Origin of the sequence: Micromonospora sp. DT44 (assembly GCF_049841635.1) — a bacterium.
Classification (GTDB): Bacteria; Actinomycetota; Actinomycetes; order Mycobacteriales; family Micromonosporaceae; genus Micromonospora.
This window is the reverse complement of record NZ_JBNCKS010000049.1, coordinates 24,623-46,040: the sequence shown is the minus strand read 5'-3', so window position 1 is coordinate 46,040 and position 21,418 is coordinate 24,623. Positions and strand designations below refer to the sequence as shown.

The following is a 21,418-nucleotide window of genomic DNA, read 5'->3' as shown; positions in this document are numbered from 1 at the left end:
GGGGGGGGGGGGGGGGGGGGGGGGGGGGGGGGGGGGGGGGGGGGGCCCGGGCTTTTCCGCCGGCGCCCCCCCGCCTCGCCTTGCGGCCCGGGGCCGGGCAGCCCGAGGGCACCTCGATCGGGTCGACGCGAGCGCCGGTCAGCTCCAGTCGTTGTCGACGTGGTTGTCGCGCCAGCGTCCGCCCACCGGCGGGGTGTCCAGACGCATCCCGTCGTCGGCGTTGCCGGCCAGGTCGTTGTCCTCGACCCGGCAGTCCACGCAGCTTCCCCGCCCGGTGATCCACAGGCCGTGGGTCTGGGTCCGGTCCTCGTGGTTGTCCCAGATCCGGTTGCCGCGGATGGTGGCCGAGTCGAACGCCGCGTCGACGGTGATGCCGGCCCGCCGCTCGGGTGCGGCGGACAGTTCGTACCCGCAGCCGGGAGGCGGTACGTCCCCGCTCCACGCGCTGATGGCGTCGGGGCGGACCGGGGCGAGGGTGAGTTCGTCGCCGGTGTTCGACGCGACCATGGCGACGGCACGCCCGACCCGCAGGACCTTGCCGCGGTGGCCGTCGTGCGGCCAGTCCGCGGACCGGTCGACCACGGACCGTTCGGCGTAGCGGACGGTCTCGCCGTGACCGCTGGCGGCCTGCGCGCACTGTCGCCCGTTGTTGCGGATCCGGTTGTTGAGCAGCACCGCGTCGGTCATCTGGTGGTCGATCCGGATGGCGTCCAGCCCGTTGCCCCAGAACTCGTTGCTCTCGATCACCACGTCCCGCACCGGGCCCTGGTAGCCGCGCCCCAGGTCGCGTCCGTGGTAGCCATGCTGGCCGTTGCCGCTGATCCGGTTGCCCCGGATGGTGTACGGCCCCGGACTGTTGCCGATCCGGACCCCGTCGAGGATGTTGCCGTCGATGACGCAGTCGGCGACCAACCCACCTCGTCCGGCCAGGCCGGCGGTGCCCTGGGCGGAGATGTCGAACCCGGCCTCGAGGTTGCCGGTCATGGTGCAGGCGGAGACGATGAGGCCGTCGGCGCCCCAGTCGGAGATGCCGAACCGGTTGCCCTGGCTGTGGCAGCCGACGATGCGGTAGCCGCGGGGCGGGGGCCAGTAGTCCTTCTGCAGTTCGAGGAAGATGCCGTTGGTGCCGTTGGCGAGGGTGGTGCAGTTCGCGATGGTCAGGCGCTCCACCGCACCCCATCCGCCGATGCCCACGCCGATCCCGGCGCCCCCGATCTGCTCGCCGTTGTCCAGCCGGCCGCAGCCGACCACGACCACACCGTCGATCAGCGAGTCCTGGAGGAAGTCGCAGCCCAGTCCGGTGGCCGCGGTGTGGTGGATGTAGAGGTTGCGGAACACGCCGCGGACGACGTACTGGAGGCCGAGGCCCTTGGCGAGGTAGTTGTACTCGGCCATCGCGACGCCGGAGCCGTCGATCTCGAAGTCGGCGAAGGTGCAGTCGGCGATGTGGCGCTCCCGGTCGGCGCCGTGCTGGACGGTGGTCCAGAAGGCCAGCGGGGTCGGGTCGGCGCGGTTGCCCTCGTTGCTGAGCATGAACCGGGTGGCCGCCGGGCCGGCGCCGACAAGCGAGACGCCGCTGCGCCACACCGTGCCGGCGTCGCGGATCGAGTAGATGCCGGGCGGGCAGTAGATGACGCGGGCCCGGCCGTCCGAGGCGTACGCCGCACCGAGGCGGTCCACGAGGGCGGCCAGCCCCGGCTGGTCGTTGGTCGCGCCGTCACCGGTCAGGCCGTACTCCCGGGCGTCGCAGTAGAGCGGCGCGCCGGCCGCGGCGGGCCGGCGGACGCGGATCGAGTTGAGTAGCAGCTCGTTCGCCACGGCCACCTGTCGGCTCCCTTCGACGCGTCCGGCGCGTACCGGCGGGGCCGACTTCCCGGTGACACGGCCGGGAAACCCCGGGCGCGCGCCGGCCCCGACGCCGCGCGGGCGACGCCGGGGCCCCAGGGGGTACGCGTCAGACGGCGGCGATCAGCAGCGCCGGGCGCTCCACGCAGTCGGCGACGTGCCGCAGGAAGCCACCGGCCACCCCGCCGTCGCAGACCCGGTGGTCGAACGTGAGGCTCAACTGGGTGACCTTGCGGACGGCCAACTGCCCGTCGACCACCCACGGCTTGTCCACGATCCGCCCCACGCCGAGCAGCGCCGCTTCGGGGTGGTTGATGATCGGCGTGGAGCCGTCCACGCCGAACACCCCGTAGTTGTTCAGGGTGAAGGTGCCGCCGGTGAGTCGGGCCGGCGCGAGCGTCCCGGCCCGGGCGGCGGCCGTGGTCTCCGCCAGCGCGGCGGCCAGTTCAGCGGTGGTGAGCCGCTGGGCGTCCCGCAGCACCGGCACCAGCAGGCCCCGGTCCGTCTGCGCGGCGATACCCAGGTGCACACCGGGGGACTGGACGATCCGCTGGCCCTCGGTGTCGACGCGGGCGTTGAGCTGCGGGTACCGGCGCAGGCCGCTGAGGCAGATCCGGGCCAGCAGGGCCAGGATGCTCACCGGAGCGTCGGGCGTCGCCGCGTTGATCGCCGCACGGGTCTCCAGCAACCCGGTGGCGTCCACGTCGACCCAGATGGTCACCTCGGGGATCTCCCGCCGGCTGCGGGAGAGCTTGTCGGCGATGACCTTGCGGATGCCGGTCAGCGGGATGACGACGTCGCCGCCCCCGTCCCCGGCCGGGGCGACGTGCGGGTCCGGCACGGCGGCGAGCCGGGCCGCGGGTGCGGCCGAGACCGCTTCCACGTCGGCGCGGCGGATCACCCCGCCGGGTCCGGTGCCCCGCACCGCGCTCAGGTCGACGCCGTGTTCGCGGGCCAGCCGGCGCACGATCGGCGAGATGACCAGAGCACTCGACGACGCAGCGCCGGTCGGCGCGCCGCCGTCGCCGGGACCAACGTGGGAAGCCGCGCCGGTGCCACCCGCCGTGCGCGCGCCGACCGGACCAGCGCCGACCGGAGCGGCGTTCGTCAAGGCGGTGGCCGGGGCTGCACCGGCCAGGCCGGCGCGGGCCGGAGCAGCGCCCGCCGTGCTCGCGCCGGCCGGAGCGGCGTCGGCCGGGCCGGGATCGCTCGGCTCGGGGGCGACGGTCAGGCGCGGTCGGCGTCGACGGCGCGTGGCTCCGCCGTGCCCGGTGCCGTACCCGATCAGGACGTTGCCGGAGCCGGCCCGCTCCTCCTCGCGGTAGGTGGCGTGCCCGGCGGGCTCGTCGCCGCCGTCCAGCGGCGCGATGGTGATCAACGGCTGGCCGACCGGGCGGACCTCACCGGCCGCGCCGTGCAGGGTCACGACCCGTCCGGCGTACGGGCAGGGCACGTCGACGACCGCCTTGGCGGTCTCCACCTCGACGACGCTCTGGTCCACTTCGACGACGTCACCGACGGCGACCCGCCACTCGACGATCTCGGCCTCGCTCAGCCCTTCGCCCAGGTCGGGCAGGAGGAAGACCTGGGTCCGCTCGACGGTGGTCATGCCGCCGCCCAGCGCGCGTCGGGCTGGTCGTCCCACTGCAGGCGGGCGACCGCGTCGAGGACACGGTCCACGCCGGGCAGGTGGGTGTGCTCCAGCATCGGCGCCGGGTACGGGATGTCCAGTCCGGCCACCCGCAGCACCGGGGCGTGCAGCGCGTGGAAGCAGCGCTCCTGCACCCGGGCGGCGATCTCCGCGCCGACGCCCGCGAAACCGGGCGCCTCCTGAATGACCACGCACCGGCCGGTGCGCCGGACCGAGGCGGTGATGGTGGCGTCGTCGAACGGCACGATGGTGCGCACGTCGACGACCTCCAGGTCCCAGCCCTCCTCGCGCGCGGCCTCGGCGGCGTCCATGGCGACCGGCACCGCCGGTCCGTACGCCACCAGGGTGGCGTCGCGGCCGGGCCGGCGCACGACGGCCCGGCCGAACGGCTCGGTCCGCGTCGGCAGGGCCGCGTCGGCGCTGGCGAAGTAGAGCTTCTTGGGCTCCATGAAGACCACCGGGTCGGGGTCGTCGATCGCCTCCCGCAGCAGGGAGTACGCGTCGTCGACGGTCGCCGGGGTGACGACCTTGAGGCCGGGCGTGTGCGCGTAGTACGCCTCGGACGAGTCGCAGTGGTGCTCGACCCCGCCGATGCCACCCGCGTACGGCACGCGGATGACGATGGGCACGCTGAGCGCCCCCCGGGTGCGGTTGCGCAGCTTCGCCACGTGCGAGGCGATCTGCTCGAACGCCGGGTACGCGAACGCGTCGAACTGCATCTCGACGACCGGCCGCAGCCCGGACATGGCGAGGCCGACGGCGAAGCCGACGATGCCGGCCTCGGCCAGGGGCGTGTCGAAGCAACGGTTTTCGCCGAAGCGTGCCTGGAGGCCGTCGGTGATCCGGAAGACGCCGCCGAGCTGCCCGACGTCCTCGCCGAAGACGATGACCTTCTCGTCGGCGGCGAGCGCGTCGGCGAGGGCGGTGTTGAGGGCCTTCGCCATGGTGGTGGCCATCAGGCGTCACCCTCCTGGTCGTGCACGGCGGCCAGCTCGGCGCGGACCTGCTCGCGCTGCTCGACGAGCTGTGGGGTGGGCTCGGCGTAGACGTGGTCGAACAGGCTCAGCGGGTCGACCGTGGGCTGGCTGTTCATCCGGGTACGCAGGTCCGCGGCGTACGCCTCGGCCTGCTCGGCGATCTCGGCGACCGCCGCGTCGTCGAGCACCCCACGGGCGCGCAGGTAGGTCTCCAGGCGGGCGACCGGGTCCCGGTCCCGCCAGGCGTCGACCTCGGCGCCGTCGCGGTAGCGGCTGGCGTCGTCGGCGTTGGTGTGCGGCTCCATCCGGTAGGTGTGCGCCTCCACCAGGAACGGCCCCATGCCGGCGCGGGCGTGCGCGACCGCGCGGGTCAGTACGGCGAGCACGGCGACCGGGTCGTTGCCGTCGACCTGCTCACTGGGCACCCCGTAGCCGACGCCCTTGTACGCCAGCGACGGCGCGGCGGTCTGCCGGGACAGCGGGACGCTGATCGCGTACCTGTTGTTCTGCACGAAGTAGACGACCGGGGCTTTGAACACGGCGGCGAAGTTGATGCCCTCGTGGAAGTCGCCCTCGCTGGTCGCCCCGTCACCGATGAAGGCCAGCGCCACGGTGTCGCGACCCTGGTACGCCTCACCGTGGGCGAGGCCGGCGGCGTGCACGCACTGGGTGGCGAGCGGGGTGCACTGCGGTGCGGTGTGCACCCGGGTCGGGTCGTAGCCGCAGTGCCAGTCACCGCGCAGCAGGGTGAGAACCTCGACCGGATCGATGCCTCGGGCAACCAGCGCCATCGATTCGCGGTAGGTGGGGAACACCCAGTCGGTGTCGCGGACGGCGAGCGTGGCGGCCACCTGGCACGCCTCCTGGCCCCGGGACGACGGGTAGACGGCGAGGCGGCCCTGCTTGGTCAGCGCGGTCGCCTGGGTGTCGAACCGGCGGCCGAGCACCATCCGGCGGTACAGCTCCCGCAGCGCCTCAACGGGCGGTTCCGGGTAGTCGGTGCGGGCCGGCAGCGGCGTGCCGGTCTCGTCGAGCAGGCGGACCGGGTCGGCGTCCGGCAGCAGCGGACGCGCCGGGTCGGGCGGGGTGACCGTCCGACGGGCGCGCGGGGATGCCCTGCGGACCGCCTGGGGTGTGGTCGTCACGGCGGGACCTCCTGGGACGTGTGGTGAGCCTATGCTTCCGCCTGACGGATGATTGACTCAAGATCCACGAAGAAGGCGGGACGTCTGGCATGCGGGAGGCGGATCGGTGAGCCAGGAGACCGAAGACGGGGTGGGCCAGGCGGCCCGAGCGGGACGATCGGTCCGAGCCTTGGACGAGGTCGACCGGCGGATCGTGGACGAGCTGGTCCGCGACGGGCGTACGTCGGTGCGCACCCTGGCCGAACGGATCCACATCTCGCGCACCAACGCGTACGCCCGGGTCGAGCGCCTGGTGCGCGACGGCGTGATCACGGGGTTCCGGGCACAGGTCGCGCCCGAGGCGGCCGGGCTGGGCACCTCGGCGTACATGGCGTTGACGATCGAGCAGAACACCTGGCGGGAGGTGTCGGCCGAGCTGGCCCAGGTGCGCTACGTCGAGCACGTCGCACTGCTCAGCGGCGAGCACGACGTGCTGGCCCTGGTCCGGGCGCCGGACAACGCCGCCCTGCGGGACGTCGTACTCGACCGGGTGCAGCGCATCTCCGGGGTGCTGTCGACGCGGTCGTGGCTGGTCTTCGAGGAGTTCGAGGGCACACAGAGCCCGTGGCAGTAGGGCCGCCAGGTCGGATCACCGTACGGGCGGAGCCTCCAGGCCCTCGCGGTCGGCCAGTTCCAGCAGCGGCTCCAGCGAATGCCGGTCGCCGTCCAGGCCGGCGTGCGGGTCGCCGCGCTCGGCGAACCGGGCCGGCATGGTGAGCACGTCGAAGTCCTCCGGACGGGCGTCGTCCAGCTCCGCCCAGTCCAACGGCGCCGACACCAACGCTTGCGGCGTCGGCCGGATCGAGTACGCCGACGCGATGGTGTGGTCGCGGGACATCTGGTTGTAGTCGACGAAGACCGGCCGGTCCCGCTGGTCCCGCCACCAGGTGGTGGTGACCAGGTCCGGCAGCCGACGCTGCATCTCCCGCCCCAGCGCGAGCACCGCCCGGCGGCACTCGCCGAAACTCCACCGCGGCTCGATCGACAGGTACACGTGCAGGCCCCGCCCGCCGGTCGTCTTCGGATAGCCGGTCATGCCCAGCTCGGCGAGGAACGCGGACACCTCCCGGGCGACCGGCACCACCTGCTCGAAGCCGACGCCGGGCATCGGGTCGAGGTCGATGCGTAACTGGTCGGGGCGCTCCACGTCGCGGGCGGACACCGGCCACGGATGGAACCGCAGGGTGCCCAGGTTGGCCGCCCAGATCACCACGGCCAGCTCGCTCGGCGCGACCTCGTCGGCCGTCCGGCCGCTCGGGAACGTGATGTGCGCGGTGCGCACCCACTCGGGCGCGCCCGCCGGCAGCCGCTTCTGGTAGAAGGCGTCGCCGCGGTTGGTCTGCCGGGTCGCGATCGTCGCGCCCTCGAAGACGCCGCGCGGCCAGCGTTCCAGCATGGTCGGCCGGTCGCGCAGCGCCCGGAGGATGCCGTCGCCGACCGCCAGGAAGTAGCGGACCACGTCCAGCTTGGTCAGCCCACGTTCCGGAAAGTACGGCTTGTCGGGGCTGGAGACGCGGACCAGCCGCTCCCCCACCCGGATCTCCTCCGCCGCCGTGGCCACGCCCCCGAGGGTACGACGTGGCGGCGGACCCGGTGGGCTACCGGCCGGTGACCAGCGTGGCGTGCTGCTGCGGCAACTCCTCGGTCGGGCCGCCGACCGAGGCCGGCTGCGTCGTCCCGGGCGGCTCCTCGGCCACGGCGGTCTGCTGCTCGACCGGTACCGTCCGCGCCGACCGGCGGGCCACGAAGCCCGGCGTCCAGTCCTTCAACCGCAGCGCCGGCCGCTCGACGAGCTTCCATGAGACGAACGCGGCGACGAAGGCGACCGCGAGCGACATCGCGGCGAACGGGACGTACCCCCAGCGGCTCCACCCCAGGCTCGCCATCACCTGCTGGCCGACGAACCCGTAGATGTAGATGCCGTACGAGTAGTCGTTCTTGCGGCCCACCCAGTGCAGCTGGCGGGGCATCCGCACCGACAGCCACACCAGCAGGTAGGCGAACGCCGGCAGCCCGATGGCGAAGAACCCGCCGAAGAGCAGGGACAGTCCCAGCGCCACGGCCGAGCCGATGCCAAGCGCGTCGTTGATCGGCACCCGCTCCCGGTAGAGGTCCAGGGTCGCGCCGAACGCGAACAGGAAGCCCAGGTAGACGATGTAGTGGAAGCTCATCACGCCCACCAGGGGCGAGTCGAACGACCAGCTCGCCGTGGACGCCGGCCCGCTGAACTGACCGGAACTCACCCAGTCCTGCAGGATGCTCAGGTAGAGCGCGACGGTCAGGAACAGCACGAACCGGCGGGCGTTGCGCAGCACCGCGGTGACGGCCAGGACGCCCACCACGACGTAGCAGAACATCTCGTACTTGAGCGACCACAGGGCGCCGTTGAAGACGCTGGAGCCGCTCTTCTCACCCCACGGGGTGGTCGCCTTGAGCAGGTCCTGAATGCCGTACTGGCGCACACCGGTCCACCAGTTGGCCTGCAGGTAGGCCAGCGGGCCGCCCCGGTCCCAGGCGTTGTCGAAGAAGCCGGCCGTGGTCCCGTGCTCGCGCAGGGCGACAAGCGGAGCCACGACCAGCGCGGTGATCAGCAGGCACACCCAGAGGCCCGGGAAGATACGCAGCGCGCGGTGCCAGGCGTAGCGGATGATGCCGGTACGCCGGGCGCTGCGGGTGATCAGCAGGCCGGAGAGCACGAAGAAGCCGTACACCGCCATGGTGCCGACGTTGGTCTGCCGGCCGGTCAGGTGGTAGCCGAGGTCGTTGGCGCCGAAGCCGAGCGGCTTGGAGTGCGACAACACCACGCCGACCGCGAGGCAGAGCCGGATGAGCCCGATGCCGTTGCTGCGGCCGGAGAGCAGGTCGGCAAGCGTGCCACGGGAGCGGACGAGGGCGGGGGTAGTCATGCGGTCAGGACCTCTCGACCATCAGGCGGGCACCTCGGCGCCGGCGTGCTCCCACAACTGCTTCATTTCGGTGTGCAGATCATCGCTCGGCGACCAGCCGAGCAGCTCGGCGGCGAGCCCGACGTCCAGCCGCTGCCAGCTCGTCTCGGCCGGGCCGGTGTGCTCGGCCTCGACCAGATCGGTCGGCACCTCACTCACGTCGATGAGGAGCTGGACCATATCACGGGCACTGGCGGCGACTCCGCGACCGATGTTGATCACGTGGCCGGCCGCTGCGGGCCGCGTCGTGGCCAGCAGTACGGCGGCGACCACGTCGCTCAGGCCCACGAAGTCACGCCGCGAACCCAGCGGCGCCAGCTCCAGCCGGGCCCGCTCGCCGGCGCGCTGGGCGTCGCGCAGCCGACCCGCGACCACCCCGAGCAGGCTGTGCCCGGGCTGGCCGGGGCCGATCACGTTGCCGACCCGCAGCGTCACGCCCTCGATCAGGCCCGCCCGGTCGGCCTCGGCGACCGCCGTGGTGCAACGCAGCTTGAACTCGCCGTACGGCATCACCGGCGCGGGTCGCAGCCCTTCGGCCATCGACGTGTCGACCGGCACCAGCCCGTACTCGTGCACGCTGCCCAACTGGACCACCCGGACCCGTCCGGGCAGCCGGCCGGCGGCCTCGATCAGGCGCTCGACCAGGGTCACGTTGACGGCGAGCATCTGCGCGTCGTTGAGCCCCCACATGCCTCCCGCGGAGTTGATGACCACGTCCGGCTCGAGGTCGCGCAGCAGCGCGGTGATCTCGTCCACCTCGGCTGCGGCCAGGTCCAGAGCACGGACGGCGACGCCCGGCCCGATGTCGCGCGGCGTACGGGCGACGGCGATGACGGTGTGCCCCGCGTCGGCCAGCGCGCGGCAGATCGGACGGCCCAGGAAACCGGTGCCGCCGAGCACCACCACCCGCCGCCCGTCGGCCTCCGGCTGTCGCTGCCCGACGATCATGACTTCTCCCCGTCTGTGGTCGTTCATCGGCCCGGCCCGAACGCGTGCCGGGACAGGCTCTTCACACCGGTCATCCGGCCGGCGAGGACGGCCGTCGGCAGCAGCGTGATGGCGTGCAGCCGGGACGACATGTAGCGGCGGGCCGCCCTGGCCGCCCGGGGCCAGCCCTGCTCGTCCATCCGCCGGGCGACCTGGACGAAGTACGCCCGCGCCTCGGTGAACCGGGTGCCGGCGATCGCGTCGGCGGAGGACTTGCTCACCGCGTGCCGCCGGTACTGGAAGCACAGGGTGGTGTCGATGGCCATCTGCTCGCCGCGCTGGATCAGGTCGATCACCAGCGCGAGGTCCTGGATGACCTGGAACTCCTCGCGGAAGTCGACGGCCTTGATGGCGTCGGTCCGCCAGCAGATCGACGGGAAGTAGAACCAGCAGCCGCGCAGCAGGCTGGCCGCCAGGTCCTCGCCACCCATCAGCGTCCGGGACTCCACCCGCGGGGCGTAGAGCCGACGCTTGGCCTCGTCGACGATGGTGTTGACCACCGTGCCGTCGGCGTCGATGATCTCGACCCCCGGCTGCACCATACCGACGCCCGGGTACTGCTCGATCACCGATCGCACGGTCGCGACGTAGTTGGGGTGCATGATGTCGTCCGTGCCCATCATCACCAGGTACTCGTGCTCGGCGAGGCCGACGCACTTGCGGTAGTTCTTGGTGATGCCGAGGTTGCGCTCGTTGCGCTGGTAGCGGACCCGCTCGTCGGTGATCTGCGCGAACCACTCCGGCACGCCCGGCTCGGTGCCGTCGTCGACCACGGTCAGGCGCCAACCCGGATCACTCTGTGCCATCACGCTGCGCACCGCCGCCTGCATGAGGGGCACACTCCCGTAGTACGGCAACATGATGTCGACAATCATCGGTTCCCCGGGCCTTACTCTGCGTGGTGGACGTGCGCGACGGGCGCGGGCCACATTATCAGGCACGGCGTCCGAATCCAGTACCGGCGATCCGGCCCCGGGCTCGCCGCGACACCACCCCCGGTGAGCGGGACGACGGGTCCTCCGACGACCACGGCGGCGGCTATCATCGTCGCGCCCACTCCCCGCTCGCCCCCGATCGGACGCCGATGCCAGACCGCGCCGTCACCACGGACGCGCCTCCCGCGCCCACCGACGCGGGGCCGCCCCCGCCCGCCACCGAGTCGGAGGGACGGCGACTCCCCCTCGTCCGCCGACTCGTGCTCAGTGTCTGGTTCTGGCCCACGGCGTTCGCGGCCCTCGCGGTCGGCTGGCGTCTCGGCAGCCCGGAGATGTGGCACGACGAGTTGGTCACCATCGACGTGGCGACCCGCTCGACCGATCAGATCCTGGGGATGCTGGCGAACGTCGACGCCGTGCACGGGGCGTACTACCTCTTCATGCACGGCTGGACGAGTCTGTTCGGCACCGACGCGGCCGTCGTACGGCTGCCGTCGGCGCTGGCGATGGTCCTGGCGACCACGTGCGTGGCGCTGGTCGGACGTCGGATCTTCGACCGGACGGCGGGTGTCGCCGCCGGCTTCGTCTTCGCCCTCGTGCCCACCGCCACCCGCTTCGGGCAGGAGACCCGGTCGTACGCCTTCGTGGTCCTCGCCGCGGCGGCGGCCACGCTGTTCCTGCTCCGGGCGCTGCAGCGCCCGGGATGGTTGCGCTGGATCGCGTACGCGCTCGCCGTGGCCGGCATCGGCCTGGTGAACGTGGTGGCGCTCACGCTGCTGCTCGGGCACGGTGTCGCCGTCCTGATCCACTGCTGGCGGGAGCGCCGCTGGTGGTCGCTGGCCTGGTTCGTGCTCGCCACCGCCGCCGGGGTGGGGATCGCCGCCCCGGTGATCCTGCGCGGCATGAAGCAGGCGGGACGGCAGATCAGCTGGATCCCGGACAGCGCGCCGTGGACGGTCTGGGAACAGGTCTTCGGGTCGGTGCTGCTCGCCGCCGCGATCACCGCGCTGGCCGTGGTCGGGGTGCTGACCCACCTGCGCCGCGACGTGGCCGCGCGGACGGCCGCCGCCGCGGTGATCGCCGCGCTGCCGCTGCCGGTGATCCTGGTGGCCTCCACCGGCGACATCAACTACTTCTTCTCCAAATATCTGCTCTTCCTCGTGCCGGCGTGGGCGGTGCTCGCCGGCGGCGCCGTCGCCGCGCTGCGCCGCGCGCCGCTGGTTGCGGTGGGAGTGGTGGCACTGGCCGCCCTGAGCGTGCCCGGTCAGCTCGCGCTGCGCGGAGAGTACTCGCATGGCTGGTACACGTACCCGCAGAAGCGCGCGTTCGCGCCGCTGTCCTACTCGCAGGCGGCGCGGGTCATCGAGGCCGGCTACCAGCCCGGCGACGGCCTGGTCGCGGGTGGCCCGTGGTGGTGGATGCACGAGCCCGGGGTGCGCTACTACCTTCCCGCCGACATCTCGCCGCGCAACGTCTTCCAGCAGCGGTCGGCGGCTCAGCGCGACGAGCTGTTCGGCGCGGACTGCGCGACTCCGGCCCGCTGCCTGCGGGACGAGCCGCGACTGTGGGTGCTGTTGCCGACGGTCACCGACGCGCCGCTGACCGGCCTGCCGAAGAAGCAGTCCGCCGCTCTCGCCGAACGGTACGAGGTGGTCCGCGTCACCCACGTGACCGGGCTGACCGTGGCCCTGCTGCAACGGCGCGGCTGAGTCGACGCCCGGCCCGGCGTGGCACGGTTACCCCGTGCCGCGCCCGGGTACCGGGGTCGGCATGGCGGAACTGTCGACGCTCTGGATCATCCGGCACGGGGAGAGCACCGCGAACGTGGCGGCCACCCGGGCCGAGGAGACCGGCGCGGACGTGATTGCCCTGAGCCACCGCGACGCCGACGTACCGCTCTCGGACACCGGCGAGGAGCAGGCGCGGGCGACCGGCCGCTGGCTCGCGGGGCTGCCCGAGGACCGGCGACCCGACGTCGCGGTGGTGTCGCCGTACCTGCGGGCGGTGTCCACGGCTCAGCTGGCACTGCACGGCACCGGGATTCCGGTGAGCCGCGACGAGCGGCTGCGCGACCGGGAGCTGGGCATCCTCGACGGCCTGACCGGGCACGGGGTGCGCCAGCGGTTTCCCGACGAGGCGAAGCGCCGTGACCGGCTGGGCAAGTTCTACTACCGACCGCCCGGCGGTGAGGCCTGGACCGACGTGGCGCTGCGCCTGCGGACGCTCCTCGGTGACCTGCGCCGCGACCACGAGGGCCAGCGGGTCCTGCTGTTCGGCCATGACGCGCTGGTCTTCCTGCTGCGCTACCTCATCGAGGGATTGACCGAGCCGGAGCTGATGGCGTTGACCCGCGAACACGTGATCGCGAACTGCTCGGTCACCGACTGGTCCGCCGACGAGCAGGGCCGACTGCGGCTGACCGGTTTCAACGAGGTCGGCCACCTGCACCGGCAGGGCGCCGAGGCGACCAGGGAGGACGAGATCCATGCCGAACCGGTCTGAGGTAAAGGTGATCACGCCGGCGCTGCTGCGGGACTGGGCGCTGCCGGTGCCGGCCGGGGGCAAGGAGAGCCGGGGCACCGTGCTGGTGATCGGCGGCTCCCGCTTCACCCCTGGGGCCGTCCTGCTCGCCGGAGTGGCCGCGCTGCGCGCCGGCGCCGGGGTCCTGCAGCTCGCCCTCGCCGAGTCGACCGCCGCCACGCTGAGCATCCAGGTGCCCGAGGCACTGGTGGTGGGGCTGCCGGAGACGCCCGACGGCACGGTGGCCGCCGACCGGGCCGGCCAGCTCGGTGAGCTGGCCGGCGCGGCCGACGTGGTGGCCCTGGGCCCGGGGTTGACGGGCATCGACGAGACCTCCCGACTGCTGGACCTCGTCCTGGAGGCGGCCGGGCCGCAGACCCCGCTGGTCCTGGACGCGTACGCGCTGGGCGCGCTCAGCCACGAGCCGAAGCTGCTGGTCGGCTCCGGTCGCCCGGTGGTGCTCACCCCCAACGTCACCGAGGCCGGCCACCTGCTGGGCCGCGACCCGGGTGACGACCTGAGCGCCGAGGCCGCCGAGTTGGCGCAACGGTACGACGCGGTGGTCTCGCTCTACGGTCACGTGGCCGCCCCGGACGGGCGCGGATGGCGGGAGGAGAGCGGCGACGCCGGCCTCGGCACTTCCGGCAGCGGAGACGTGCTCGCCGGCCTGCTGGCCGGGCTCCTGTCCCGGGGCGCCGAACCGGCGCAGGCCGCCTGCTGGGGTGCGTTCGCGCACGCCGTGAGCGGCCAGCGGCTGATTCCCCGGTACGGCCGGATCGGTTTCCTGGCCCGGGAACTGCTCGACGAGATCCCGCGCACCCTGGCCACCGTCTGACCAGGCGATGTGAGTCGAGTTCGCCTGTTTCACCACTCCGGCTCGGGGTACCGGATCGACACCAGCCGAGCTATCGAACAAGGGGGCACACCGGTGTCGACCGATGCCATCGTCCTGCTCAAAGAGGACCACAAGGAGATGCGCCGCCTGTTCAAGGCCTTCCAGGACGCCGAGGAGGGACCGGCGAGCCAGCGGCAGAAGTTGGTGAACCAGATCCTGGAGGCCCTGACGGTGCACACCTACCTGGAGAACGAGGTGATGTACCCGGAGGTCCGCCGGCTCCTGCCCGACCTGGAGGACGACATCCTCGAGTCGTACGAGGAGCACCACGTGGCCGACGTGCTCTGCCTCGAACTGGCCAGCATGGACGCCAAGGACGAGCGCTTCACCGCCAAGACGACGGTGCTGATCGAGAACGTCACGCACCACGTCGAGGAGGAAGAGGAGGAGTGGTTCCCCAAGGTCCGCGAGGCGTTGGGCCGTAAGCAGCTCCAGGAGATCGGCGAGAAGATGATCGCGCTGCGGGCGGACGCGCCGCGCACCCCCACCCAGCCGAAGGCGATCAAGAAGGCGCGCGACGCGGTGACCGCCTGAGGCACACGCTCACACCGAAGGGCCCGGCAGAACGCCGGGCCCTTCGTCGTGCCCCCCGGTCCCCGCCCCCCGCCCCCGCCTCCCGCGATCTTGGCCTTTCTGTTGCCGATTGGCGATGTTTCGTGCCGTTTTGTCGCGACAGAAAGTGCAAGATCGCGGGAGGCGGGGGCGGGGGGCGGGGTCGGTGTGGTCATGGGAGTCGACTCCTCTCGTAGGAAGGACCGTCGCGCCCGTGCCGGCGCGAGGCCCTGGTCCCGTGCCCGAGCGGAGACCGTTCAACCACCTCGGCGGGCTCGCGTCGGGAGGTCGGCCGGTTCGGCCAGGGCCGGCCCGGTAGGATCGGCGCGGGCCGTTACTGGCGCGTTGAGATGGACAACCATCGGGGAGCGGCCCCGTCACGAGGACGTTTGCCGTGCGCCTGGGCCTTCCGCACGTTCGTAGGAGGTCGCATGTCGCGCAACGCCGAGTCCACCGCATTCCGGAGCGCCCTTGAGGTGATCCGGGCTGTCGAGCCGCGGGTGGCCGACGCCATCGGCGCCGAGCTGACCGACCAGCGGGAGTCTCTCAAGCTCATCGCCAGCGAGAACTACGCCTCCCCGGCGACGCTGCTGGCCATGGGCAACTGGTTCAGCGACAAGTACGCCGAGGGCACCGTCGGCCGCCGCTTCTACGCCGGCTGCCAGAACGTCGACACCGTCGAGGCGCTCGCCGCCGAGCACGCCCGGGAACTGTTCGGTGCCGCCCACGCGTACGTGCAGCCGCACTCGGGCATCGACGCCAACCTGGTCGCCTTCTGGGCGGTGCTCGCCGACCGGGTGGAGTCCCCCGCCCTGAAGAAGGCCCAGGTACGCCAGGTCAACGACCTCACCGAGGCGGACTGGTTCGAGCTGCGCCGCGAGCTGGGCAACCAGCGGATGCTCGGCATGTCACTGGACGCCGGCGGCCACCTCACCCACGGTTTCCGGCCGAACATCTCCGGCAAGATGTTCGACCAGCGCAGCTACGGCACCGACCCGGCCACCGGGCTGATCGACTACGACCGGGTGGCCGAGGCCGCCCGCGAGTTCAAGCCGCTGATCCTGGTGGGCGGCTACTCGGCGTACCCCCGGAAGGTGAACTTCCGGATCCTGCGCGAGATCGCCGACTCGGTGGGCGCGACCTTCATGGTCGACATGGCGCACTTCGCCGGCCTGGTGGCCGGCAAGGTGTTCACCGGCGACTTCGACCCGGTGCCGCACGCGCACATCGTCACCACCACCACCCACAAGTCGCTGCGCGGCCCGCGCGGCGGCATGGTGCTCTGCCAGCCGGAGCTGGCCGACCAGGTGGACCGGGGCTGCCCGATGGTGCTCGGCGGTCCGCTGCCGCACGTGATGGCCGCCAAGGCCGTCGCCCTGGCCGAGGCCCGCCGCCCCGACTTCGCCGACTACGCCCAGCGGATCGTGGACAACGCGCAGGCCCTCGCCGACGGGCTGCTGCGTCGGGGCGCGAAGCTCGTCACCGGTGGCACCGACAACCACCTGGTGCTCATCGACGTGTCCGGCTACGGGCTGACCGGTCGGCAGGCCGAGCAGGCGCTGCTCGACTCGGGCATCGTCACCAACCGCAACTCGGTCCCGCAGGACCCGAACGGGGCCTGGTACACGTCCGGCATCCGGATCGGCACCCCGGCGCTGACCACGCGCGGGCTGGGCACCGCCGAGATGGACCAGACGGCAGAGCTGATCCACACCGTGCTGACCCAGACCACGGCCGGCGCGAACGCCGACGGCACCCCGTCGAAGGCGAAGTACACGCTCGACGCCGACCTGGCCGACAAGATCTCCCGCCAGGCCACCGACCTCCTGGCCCCCCACCCCCTCTACCCCGCCGTAGACCTAACCTGACGGCCCCTCCCCCTCCCCCTCCCCACCCCCGCCGCGGACGTCCGCGTCGATCATGGAGTCGTGGTGCCCGAATCAGGGCGAGTGGCGACTTTTGTCCACCACCACAACTCCATGATCGACGGGGGCAGGGGCAGGGGCGGGGACGGGGACGGGGACGGGGGTGGGGGGTTAGTTCAGGGGGCGTTTTAGGTGGTAGCGGTGGACTTCGGTGCTGCCTTGGACGTTGTTGACGTCCTCGGCTGCTGAGACCAGCTCCCAGCCCTCGCGGCCGGCGCGGTTGAGGTGCGCGATGGCCGTGTCGCCGTAGGCGGTGATGTCCTTACGGGACCCGTCCGGGCCGTACCAGACGAACGAGACGGTGAAATTGCGACCCTGTCCCTGATAGCGACGAACGAGCAGGGCGTACTCCCAGGCAACCATGCGGCCCATTATGACCGTCCACGCAGGAGCTCGTCAGTGATGAGGGCGGCGAGCCGGTCCAACCCGACGTCGATCTGCTCCGGCGTCACCGCGCTGACCGACAACCGCAGCGCGCACACCGGCGCGGTGTCGTCGTAGAAGTGGGCCATCGGCGTCCACAGCACGCCGTAGTCCCGCCCCGAGGTGTCCAGCAACGCGTCGTCGACCGCAAACGGCACAGTCACCACCACGAAGAACCCGCCGGCCGGCACCGTCCACCGGACCTGCGGCCGGTCCGCGAAGCGCCGCGCCAGGCCGGCCACCAGGTGGCGCAGATTGCGGGCGTACGCGGCCCGCTCCCGGGTGTTCGCGGGCACCAGGCTGCACCCGTGCTCCAACAGCCGCCCGCCGATCACCGCCTGTGCGAGGGGCGAGGTGTTCACGGTGACCATGCTCTTGATCATGGCGAGTTGGTCTGCGAGCGGCCCGACGCGGCCGTCCGGTCCGGCGACCCGCTGGTCGGCGACCACGTAGCCGACCCGCGCGCCGGGCAGCACCGTCTTGGCGAACGAGCCGAGGTAGATGACCCGTCGATCGGTGTCCAATGCCTTCAGGGTGGGCGGACGCGGCCCGTCCTCGACGGGGAAGAGCCCGTACGGGTTGTCCTCCAGCAGCAGCAGGTCCTCCTCGGCGGCGAGCGCCAGCAACCGCTGCCGACCGGTGACGTCGATGCTGACCCCGGACGGGTTGGCGAAGTCGGGCATCACGTAGCAGGCCCGCGGCCGGAGCCCCGCCTCCCGGGCCCGACGCGCCTGCGCTCGCAGGTCGTCCAGATCCACCCCGGACGGCCCACCCGCTACCGGCCATACCGGCAGGTCCACCAGCCGGGCCGCTCCGGTCAGCCCCACGTAGGTCGGTGCGACGGCCAGCAGCACGTCCGCCGGGCCGGCCCGCAACGCCCGCAGCACCAGGAACATGGCCTCCTGGCAGCCGACGGTCACCACGACGGCCTCCGGATCGACGGTGATCCCCTCGTCGACGGCGAGGTTGCGGGCGACGAGGTCGTGCACGATGCCCTTGGTACGGCCGTACTGCAACAGCAGCCGTCGCGCCTGCTCGGGTGAGTGCCCCAGCTCGTCGACGAGGTGCCGGTGGAACGTGTCCAGGTGCCGGTGCACCGCCTGCACGTCGAGGAACTCCTCGTACGGGCGGCCGGCCGCGAGCGACACCGCCGCGGGGTACCGCTCGGACACCTCGTTGAGGAAGTTCATCGAGGTCAGTGCCGGGTCGCCCAGCGCGGGGTGCAGGTCGGCGACGGTGAGGTCGGCCCGTTCGGTCACGGCCACCGCTCACCCCACCCCGAGCGTCCGCAGCCCGGCCGCCGCCGTCGGATCGGCGCAACCGGCGAGGGTGAGCGCGTCACGCACCTCGGCGGCGAGCAGCGCCAACGCGTCCTGTGCACCGCGCCGCCCTCCGACGGCCAGCGCCCACAGCAGCGGGCGGCCGACCAGGACGCCCGCCGCGCCCAGCGCCAGCGCCCGCAGCACGTCGGTGCCGCCCCGGATGCCGCTGTCCAGCAGCACCTGACCACCGTCGCCGACCGCGTCGACGACCTCCGGCAGCATGGTGACGCTGGCCGGGGCGCCGTCCAACTGCCGGCCCCCGTGGTTCGACACCACCACCGCGTCCGCCCCGATCCGTACCGCCTCGACCGCGTCACGGGGGTCCAGCACCCCCTTGACGACCAGCGGCAGGTCGACGTGCTCGCGCAGCCAGGCCAGATCCGCCCAGCGCAGGGCCGCCTCGAACGACGCGTCGGTGTGCGCGGCGATCGCTGAGACGCCGGGAACGCCCGCATGGGCGAGCGTGTCCCTGCCGTACGGCAGGTTCGCGGCGACCACGTCGGGCGGCAGCCGGAACGCGTTGCGCAGGTCGCGGGGGCGTCGACCGAGCACCGGGACGTCCACGGTGACGACCAGGGCACGGCAGCCCGCTACCACGATCCGGTCCAGCAGGTCGCGGACCAGAGCCCGGTCGCGCAGCCAGTAGAGCTGGAACCAGACGTGGGCGCCGGTCGCGGTGATCTGTTCGATCGGCGTGCTGCTCAGCGTGCTCGCCACGAACGGCACACCGGCCGCGCCGGCCGCCGTCGCGAGGCCCGCCTCGCCGTCCGGGTGTACGAGCCGCTGGTAGGCCATCGGCGCCACCCCGACCGGCAACGCGTACGGCTCACCGAGCAGCCGTACGCCGGTGTCCACCGCATCCCTGCCGCGCAGCACCCGGGGCAGCACGGCGACCCGGTCCAGCGCGGTCCGGTTGGCGGCCAGGGTCACCTCGGCCGCACCGCCGCCGGCGACGTAGTCCCACACGTCCGGGGCCAGCACCGCCCGCGCCTGTTCCCCGTAGTCGGCGAACGTCACCGGCCGGTCGGCCAGCACCCGCTCAGCCACCGCGTACCCCCGTGCCCTCCGGCTGGACCGGCGCCGCCTCCCGATTCGACGACACACCGAAACGGTCCCGCAGGAACGCCGCGGCGCTGTCCTGCGCGCGCCGGCCGTCGGTGAACACGCCGGGCATGGCGAAGAACCCGTGGATCATGCCCGGGTAGTGGTCGACGCGGGCGGGCACGCCGGCGGCGTCCAACCGCTCGGCGTAGCGCTGCCCCTCGGCGCAGAGCGGGTCCAGCTCGGCGGTGATCACCAGGGCCGCCGGCAGGCCGGACAGGTCGTCGGCGCGCAGTGGCGACGCCAGCGGGTCGCGAGCCCGCTCCGCGTCGGCGAGGTAGTGCGTCCGGTACCAGGCCACCGAGTGACGGTTGAACAGGGTCGGGTCGTCGCCGACCGGATCGGACGGCTCGCCGCCGATGTCGGTGTTCGGGTAGACCAGCAGCTGCGCGGCGAGCGCGGGACCGTCCGTGCGGCAGAGCAGGGTCACGGCGGCGGCGAGGTTCCCACCGGCGCTGTCCCCGCCCACCGCCAGCCGCGTCGGGTCCACACCGAACCGGTCAGCGTTCTCGGCGATCCAGACGGTCGCGGCGTGGCAGTCGTGCACGGCGGCCGGGAAGGGGTGCTCCGGGGCGAGCCGGTAGCCGACGGTCACCACCTGGCAGGGCACCGCGTTGGCCAGTCGACGGCAGATCCCGTCGGCGGTGTCGATGCTGCCGAGCGTCCAGCCGCCGCCGAAGAAGTACAGCAGGGTGGGCAGCGGTCCCGACGCGTCCGGCCGGTACACCCGGATGGGCAGGTCACCGTCCGGGCCGGGGATGTGCTCGTCGCGTACCTCGGCGACGTGCTCGACCGCGCCGCCGCCGGCGCGGATCGCGGCCAGGTCCGCGGCGCGGGCCTCGGCGAGGGTCTGCGTGTACAGCGGCGGCGTGCCCGCCGCGGCGCGGGCGGCGCGATAGGCCGCCACCTCCGGGTGCAGGGCCATGCTGATCTCCTATCCGCCGGTGCTGACCAGCAGCTTGTCGATGCCGCGCAGGAAGAGGCTGCCGCTGTACGTCGGGGTCTCGGTGACCGCGATGCGAGGGAACCGGGCGAACAGGCGGGGCAGCGCGAGCCGGCCCTCCAGCCGGGACACCGCCGCGCCGAGGCAGAAGTGCAGGCCCACCCCGAATGCCAACGACGGCGGGCCGGCGCGGGTCGGGTCGAAGACGTCCGGATCGGGGAACCGCGCCGGGTCCCGGTTGGCCGCGCCGATGATGATGAGGACGTTGTCCCCCTCGGCGACCGGCACGCCGGCCAGCACGGTGTCCTCCGGCGCGGCCCGGGCGAGGAAGTGCACCGGACTCTGCAGGCGCAACACCTCGTCGACGCAACCGGCGGCGAGGGCGTCGTCGGTGGGCAGCGCGGTGACCGCCCCCGGGTGGGCCAACAGCAGCGGCAGGCCGTTGCTGAACATGTAGACGGTGGTGACGAAGCTGGCGTTGAACAGCACGATCAGGTTGCTGATCAGCTCCTCCTCGGTCAGCTCCACCTCGCCCGACCCGACCGCCTCCACGAGGGCGCTGATCAGGTCCTCGCCGGGCGTACGGCGGCGGTGGGCCAGCAGCTCCCGGTAGAACGCCCGCAGCTCCTGCGCCGCGGTGTTGGCGGCGGCCAGCCGCTGCGGGGTCTTGCCGGCCACGTCCAGGAACTCGTCGATGCGCTCCACCCGATCCCGGTACCAGGTCAACTCCCCCGCCGGGATGCCGATGAACTCGGCCATGACCAGCGCCGGAATGGGGTACGCGAAGTCGGCCACGAAGTCGACGACGCGGTCACCGGCGTCGGCCATCTTGTCCAGCAGCTCGTCGACGACACGCAGGATCACCGGCTCCAGCGCGCCGAGGCGACGGGGCGTGAAGGTACGCGAGAAGACGTGCCGCATCCGGGTGTGGTCGGGCGGGTTGATGAACATCATCGACGTCTGGAAGGTGCGCAGGATCTCGTGCTCCTCCCAGCCCGGCGGTGGCTGTTTGGTCCACCGTGGATCGCGCAGCATCTGATCGATCAGGTCGTAGCCGACCGCCACCGCCGCCACGGTGCGGTGCTCGGCGCGCGGCGGTACCGCGCTGACCGGCCCGAGCCGGTGCAGGCGGGCGTACCACGGGTATGGATTCTGGCGGCCCTCTTCGCTGTAGAGGCCGGTTAGCAGGTCCTGCACCGTCACGACGTACTCC

19 protein-coding genes and 1 riboswitch are annotated in these 21,418 nt (G+C 72.6%); of the genes, 6 read left to right on the top strand and 13 right to left on the bottom strand.

The features are described 5' to 3' along the window. Positions 1 to 138: 138 nt before the first annotated feature. From ACLQ25_RS25125 to pdhA, 4 genes are all read right to left on the bottom strand, one after another. The gene (locus ACLQ25_RS25125; RefSeq protein ID WP_425733255.1) at positions 139 to 1,818 is read right to left on the bottom strand and encodes a right-handed parallel beta-helix repeat-containing protein; all 1,680 of its coding nucleotides are present in this window, start codon (positions 1,816 to 1,818) and stop codon (positions 139 to 141) included. A 136-nt stretch (positions 1,819 to 1,954) separates the two neighbouring features. Then, positions 1,955 to 3,454 carry a dihydrolipoamide acetyltransferase family protein gene (locus tag ACLQ25_RS25120; protein ID WP_425733249.1) on the bottom strand — a complete coding sequence of 500 codons (1,500 nt, stop codon included), beginning with the start codon at positions 3,452 to 3,454 and terminating at the stop codon, positions 1,955 to 1,957. Next, a complete protein-coding gene (locus ACLQ25_RS25115) occupies positions 3,451 to 4,455 on the bottom strand; it encodes an alpha-ketoacid dehydrogenase subunit beta (protein ID WP_425733254.1) in 1,005 nt (334 codons plus the stop codon). Before ACLQ25_RS25115 ends, ACLQ25_RS25120 begins: the two co-directional genes overlap by 4 nt. Next, positions 4,452 to 5,618: a pyruvate dehydrogenase (acetyl-transferring) E1 component subunit alpha gene (gene pdhA / locus ACLQ25_RS25110; protein ID WP_425733248.1), complete on the bottom strand. Its 1,167-nt coding sequence runs from the start codon at positions 5,616 to 5,618 to the stop codon at positions 4,452 to 4,454. Before pdhA ends, ACLQ25_RS25115 begins: the two co-directional genes overlap by 4 nt. Positions 5,619 to 5,748: 130 nt before the next feature. On the opposite strand from pdhA, the gene ACLQ25_RS25105 reads away from it, so the two are divergent. Then, complete coding sequence (locus ACLQ25_RS25105) at positions 5,749 to 6,231, top strand: Lrp/AsnC family transcriptional regulator (RefSeq protein WP_425733253.1); 483 nt, start codon at positions 5,749 to 5,751, stop codon at positions 6,229 to 6,231. Positions 6,232 to 6,246: 15 nt separating this feature from the next. Here the strand turns inward: ACLQ25_RS25105 and ACLQ25_RS25100 are convergent, their stop codons facing one another. From ACLQ25_RS25100 to ACLQ25_RS25085, 4 genes are read right to left on the bottom strand one after another with little or no spacing between them, the layout of a single operon-like run. Beyond that, positions 6,247 to 7,218 (bottom strand): DNA polymerase domain-containing protein, encoded by a 972-nt coding sequence (locus tag ACLQ25_RS25100; RefSeq protein ID WP_425733247.1) that lies wholly within the window; start codon positions 7,216 to 7,218, stop codon positions 6,247 to 6,249. A gap of 37 nt (positions 7,219 to 7,255) precedes the next feature. Further along, the gene (locus tag ACLQ25_RS25095; protein WP_425733246.1) at positions 7,256 to 8,563 is read right to left on the bottom strand and encodes an acyltransferase family protein; all 1,308 of its coding nucleotides are present in this window, start codon (positions 8,561 to 8,563) and stop codon (positions 7,256 to 7,258) included. Between the two features lie 21 nt (positions 8,564 to 8,584). Beyond that, positions 8,585 to 9,550 carry an NAD-dependent epimerase/dehydratase family protein gene (locus ACLQ25_RS25090; RefSeq protein WP_425733245.1) on the bottom strand — a complete coding sequence of 322 codons (966 nt, stop codon included), beginning with the start codon at positions 9,548 to 9,550 and terminating at the stop codon, positions 8,585 to 8,587. A gap of 23 nt (positions 9,551 to 9,573) precedes the next feature. After that, the gene (locus tag ACLQ25_RS25085) at positions 9,574 to 10,464 is read right to left on the bottom strand and encodes a glycosyltransferase family 2 protein (protein WP_425733244.1); all 891 of its coding nucleotides are present in this window, start codon (positions 10,462 to 10,464) and stop codon (positions 9,574 to 9,576) included. Positions 10,465 to 10,673: 209 nt separating this feature from the next. On the opposite strand from ACLQ25_RS25085, the gene ACLQ25_RS25080 reads away from it, so the two are divergent. The 5 genes from ACLQ25_RS25080 to ACLQ25_RS25060 all read left to right on the top strand — a co-directional run bounded on the left by ACLQ25_RS25080 (position 10,674) and on the right by ACLQ25_RS25060 (position 16,359). Next, on the top strand, positions 10,674 to 12,233 hold the full coding sequence (locus ACLQ25_RS25080; protein WP_425733243.1) for a glycosyltransferase family 39 protein: 1,560 nt from the start codon (positions 10,674 to 10,676) through the stop codon (positions 12,231 to 12,233). A gap of 61 nt (positions 12,234 to 12,294) precedes the next feature. Further along, on the top strand, positions 12,295 to 13,026 hold the full coding sequence (locus ACLQ25_RS25075) for a histidine phosphatase family protein (protein WP_425733252.1): 732 nt from the start codon (positions 12,295 to 12,297) through the stop codon (positions 13,024 to 13,026). Then, the gene (locus ACLQ25_RS25070; protein ID WP_425733242.1) at positions 13,010 to 13,879 is read left to right on the top strand and encodes an NAD(P)H-hydrate dehydratase; all 870 of its coding nucleotides are present in this window, start codon (positions 13,010 to 13,012) and stop codon (positions 13,877 to 13,879) included. Before ACLQ25_RS25075 ends, ACLQ25_RS25070 begins: the two co-directional genes overlap by 17 nt. Positions 13,880 to 13,972: 93 nt before the next feature. Beyond that, on the top strand, positions 13,973 to 14,473 hold the full coding sequence (locus tag ACLQ25_RS25065; protein WP_425733241.1) for a hemerythrin domain-containing protein: 501 nt from the start codon (positions 13,973 to 13,975) through the stop codon (positions 14,471 to 14,473). Positions 14,474 to 14,814: 341 nt separating this feature from the next. Then, positions 14,815 to 14,904: riboswitch (ZMP/ZTP riboswitch) on the top strand. Positions 14,905 to 14,922: 18 nt separating this feature from the next. Continuing rightward, entirely contained in the window at positions 14,923 to 16,359 is a 1,437-nt protein-coding gene (locus ACLQ25_RS25060) for a glycine hydroxymethyltransferase (protein WP_425733240.1), read from the top strand. A 168-nt stretch (positions 16,360 to 16,527) separates the two neighbouring features. Here the strand turns inward: ACLQ25_RS25060 and ACLQ25_RS25055 are convergent, their stop codons facing one another. Genes ACLQ25_RS25055 through ACLQ25_RS25035 form a run of 5 tightly spaced genes read right to left on the bottom strand, consistent with a single transcriptional unit; the run spans position 16,528 to position 21,408 of the window. After that, the gene (locus ACLQ25_RS25055) at positions 16,528 to 16,788 is read right to left on the bottom strand and encodes a hypothetical protein (RefSeq protein WP_007460594.1); all 261 of its coding nucleotides are present in this window, start codon (positions 16,786 to 16,788) and stop codon (positions 16,528 to 16,530) included. After that, the gene (locus ACLQ25_RS25050; protein WP_425733239.1) at positions 16,788 to 18,104 is read right to left on the bottom strand and encodes a PLP-dependent aminotransferase family protein; all 1,317 of its coding nucleotides are present in this window, start codon (positions 18,102 to 18,104) and stop codon (positions 16,788 to 16,790) included. Before ACLQ25_RS25050 ends, ACLQ25_RS25055 begins: the two co-directional genes overlap by 1 nt. 3 nt (positions 18,105 to 18,107) lie before the next feature. Further along, positions 18,108 to 19,208 (bottom strand): alpha-hydroxy acid oxidase, encoded by a 1,101-nt coding sequence (locus ACLQ25_RS25045; RefSeq protein ID WP_425733238.1) that lies wholly within the window; start codon positions 19,206 to 19,208, stop codon positions 18,108 to 18,110. Next, positions 19,201 to 20,187, bottom strand: coding sequence for an alpha/beta hydrolase (locus ACLQ25_RS25040; RefSeq protein WP_425733237.1), 987 nt, complete (start codon positions 20,185 to 20,187; stop codon positions 19,201 to 19,203). Before ACLQ25_RS25040 ends, ACLQ25_RS25045 begins: the two co-directional genes overlap by 8 nt. 9 nt (positions 20,188 to 20,196) lie before the next feature. Continuing rightward, on the bottom strand, positions 20,197 to 21,408 hold the full coding sequence (locus ACLQ25_RS25035) for a cytochrome P450 (RefSeq protein ID WP_425733236.1): 1,212 nt from the start codon (positions 21,406 to 21,408) through the stop codon (positions 20,197 to 20,199). Positions 21,409 to 21,418: the final 10 nt, after the last annotated feature.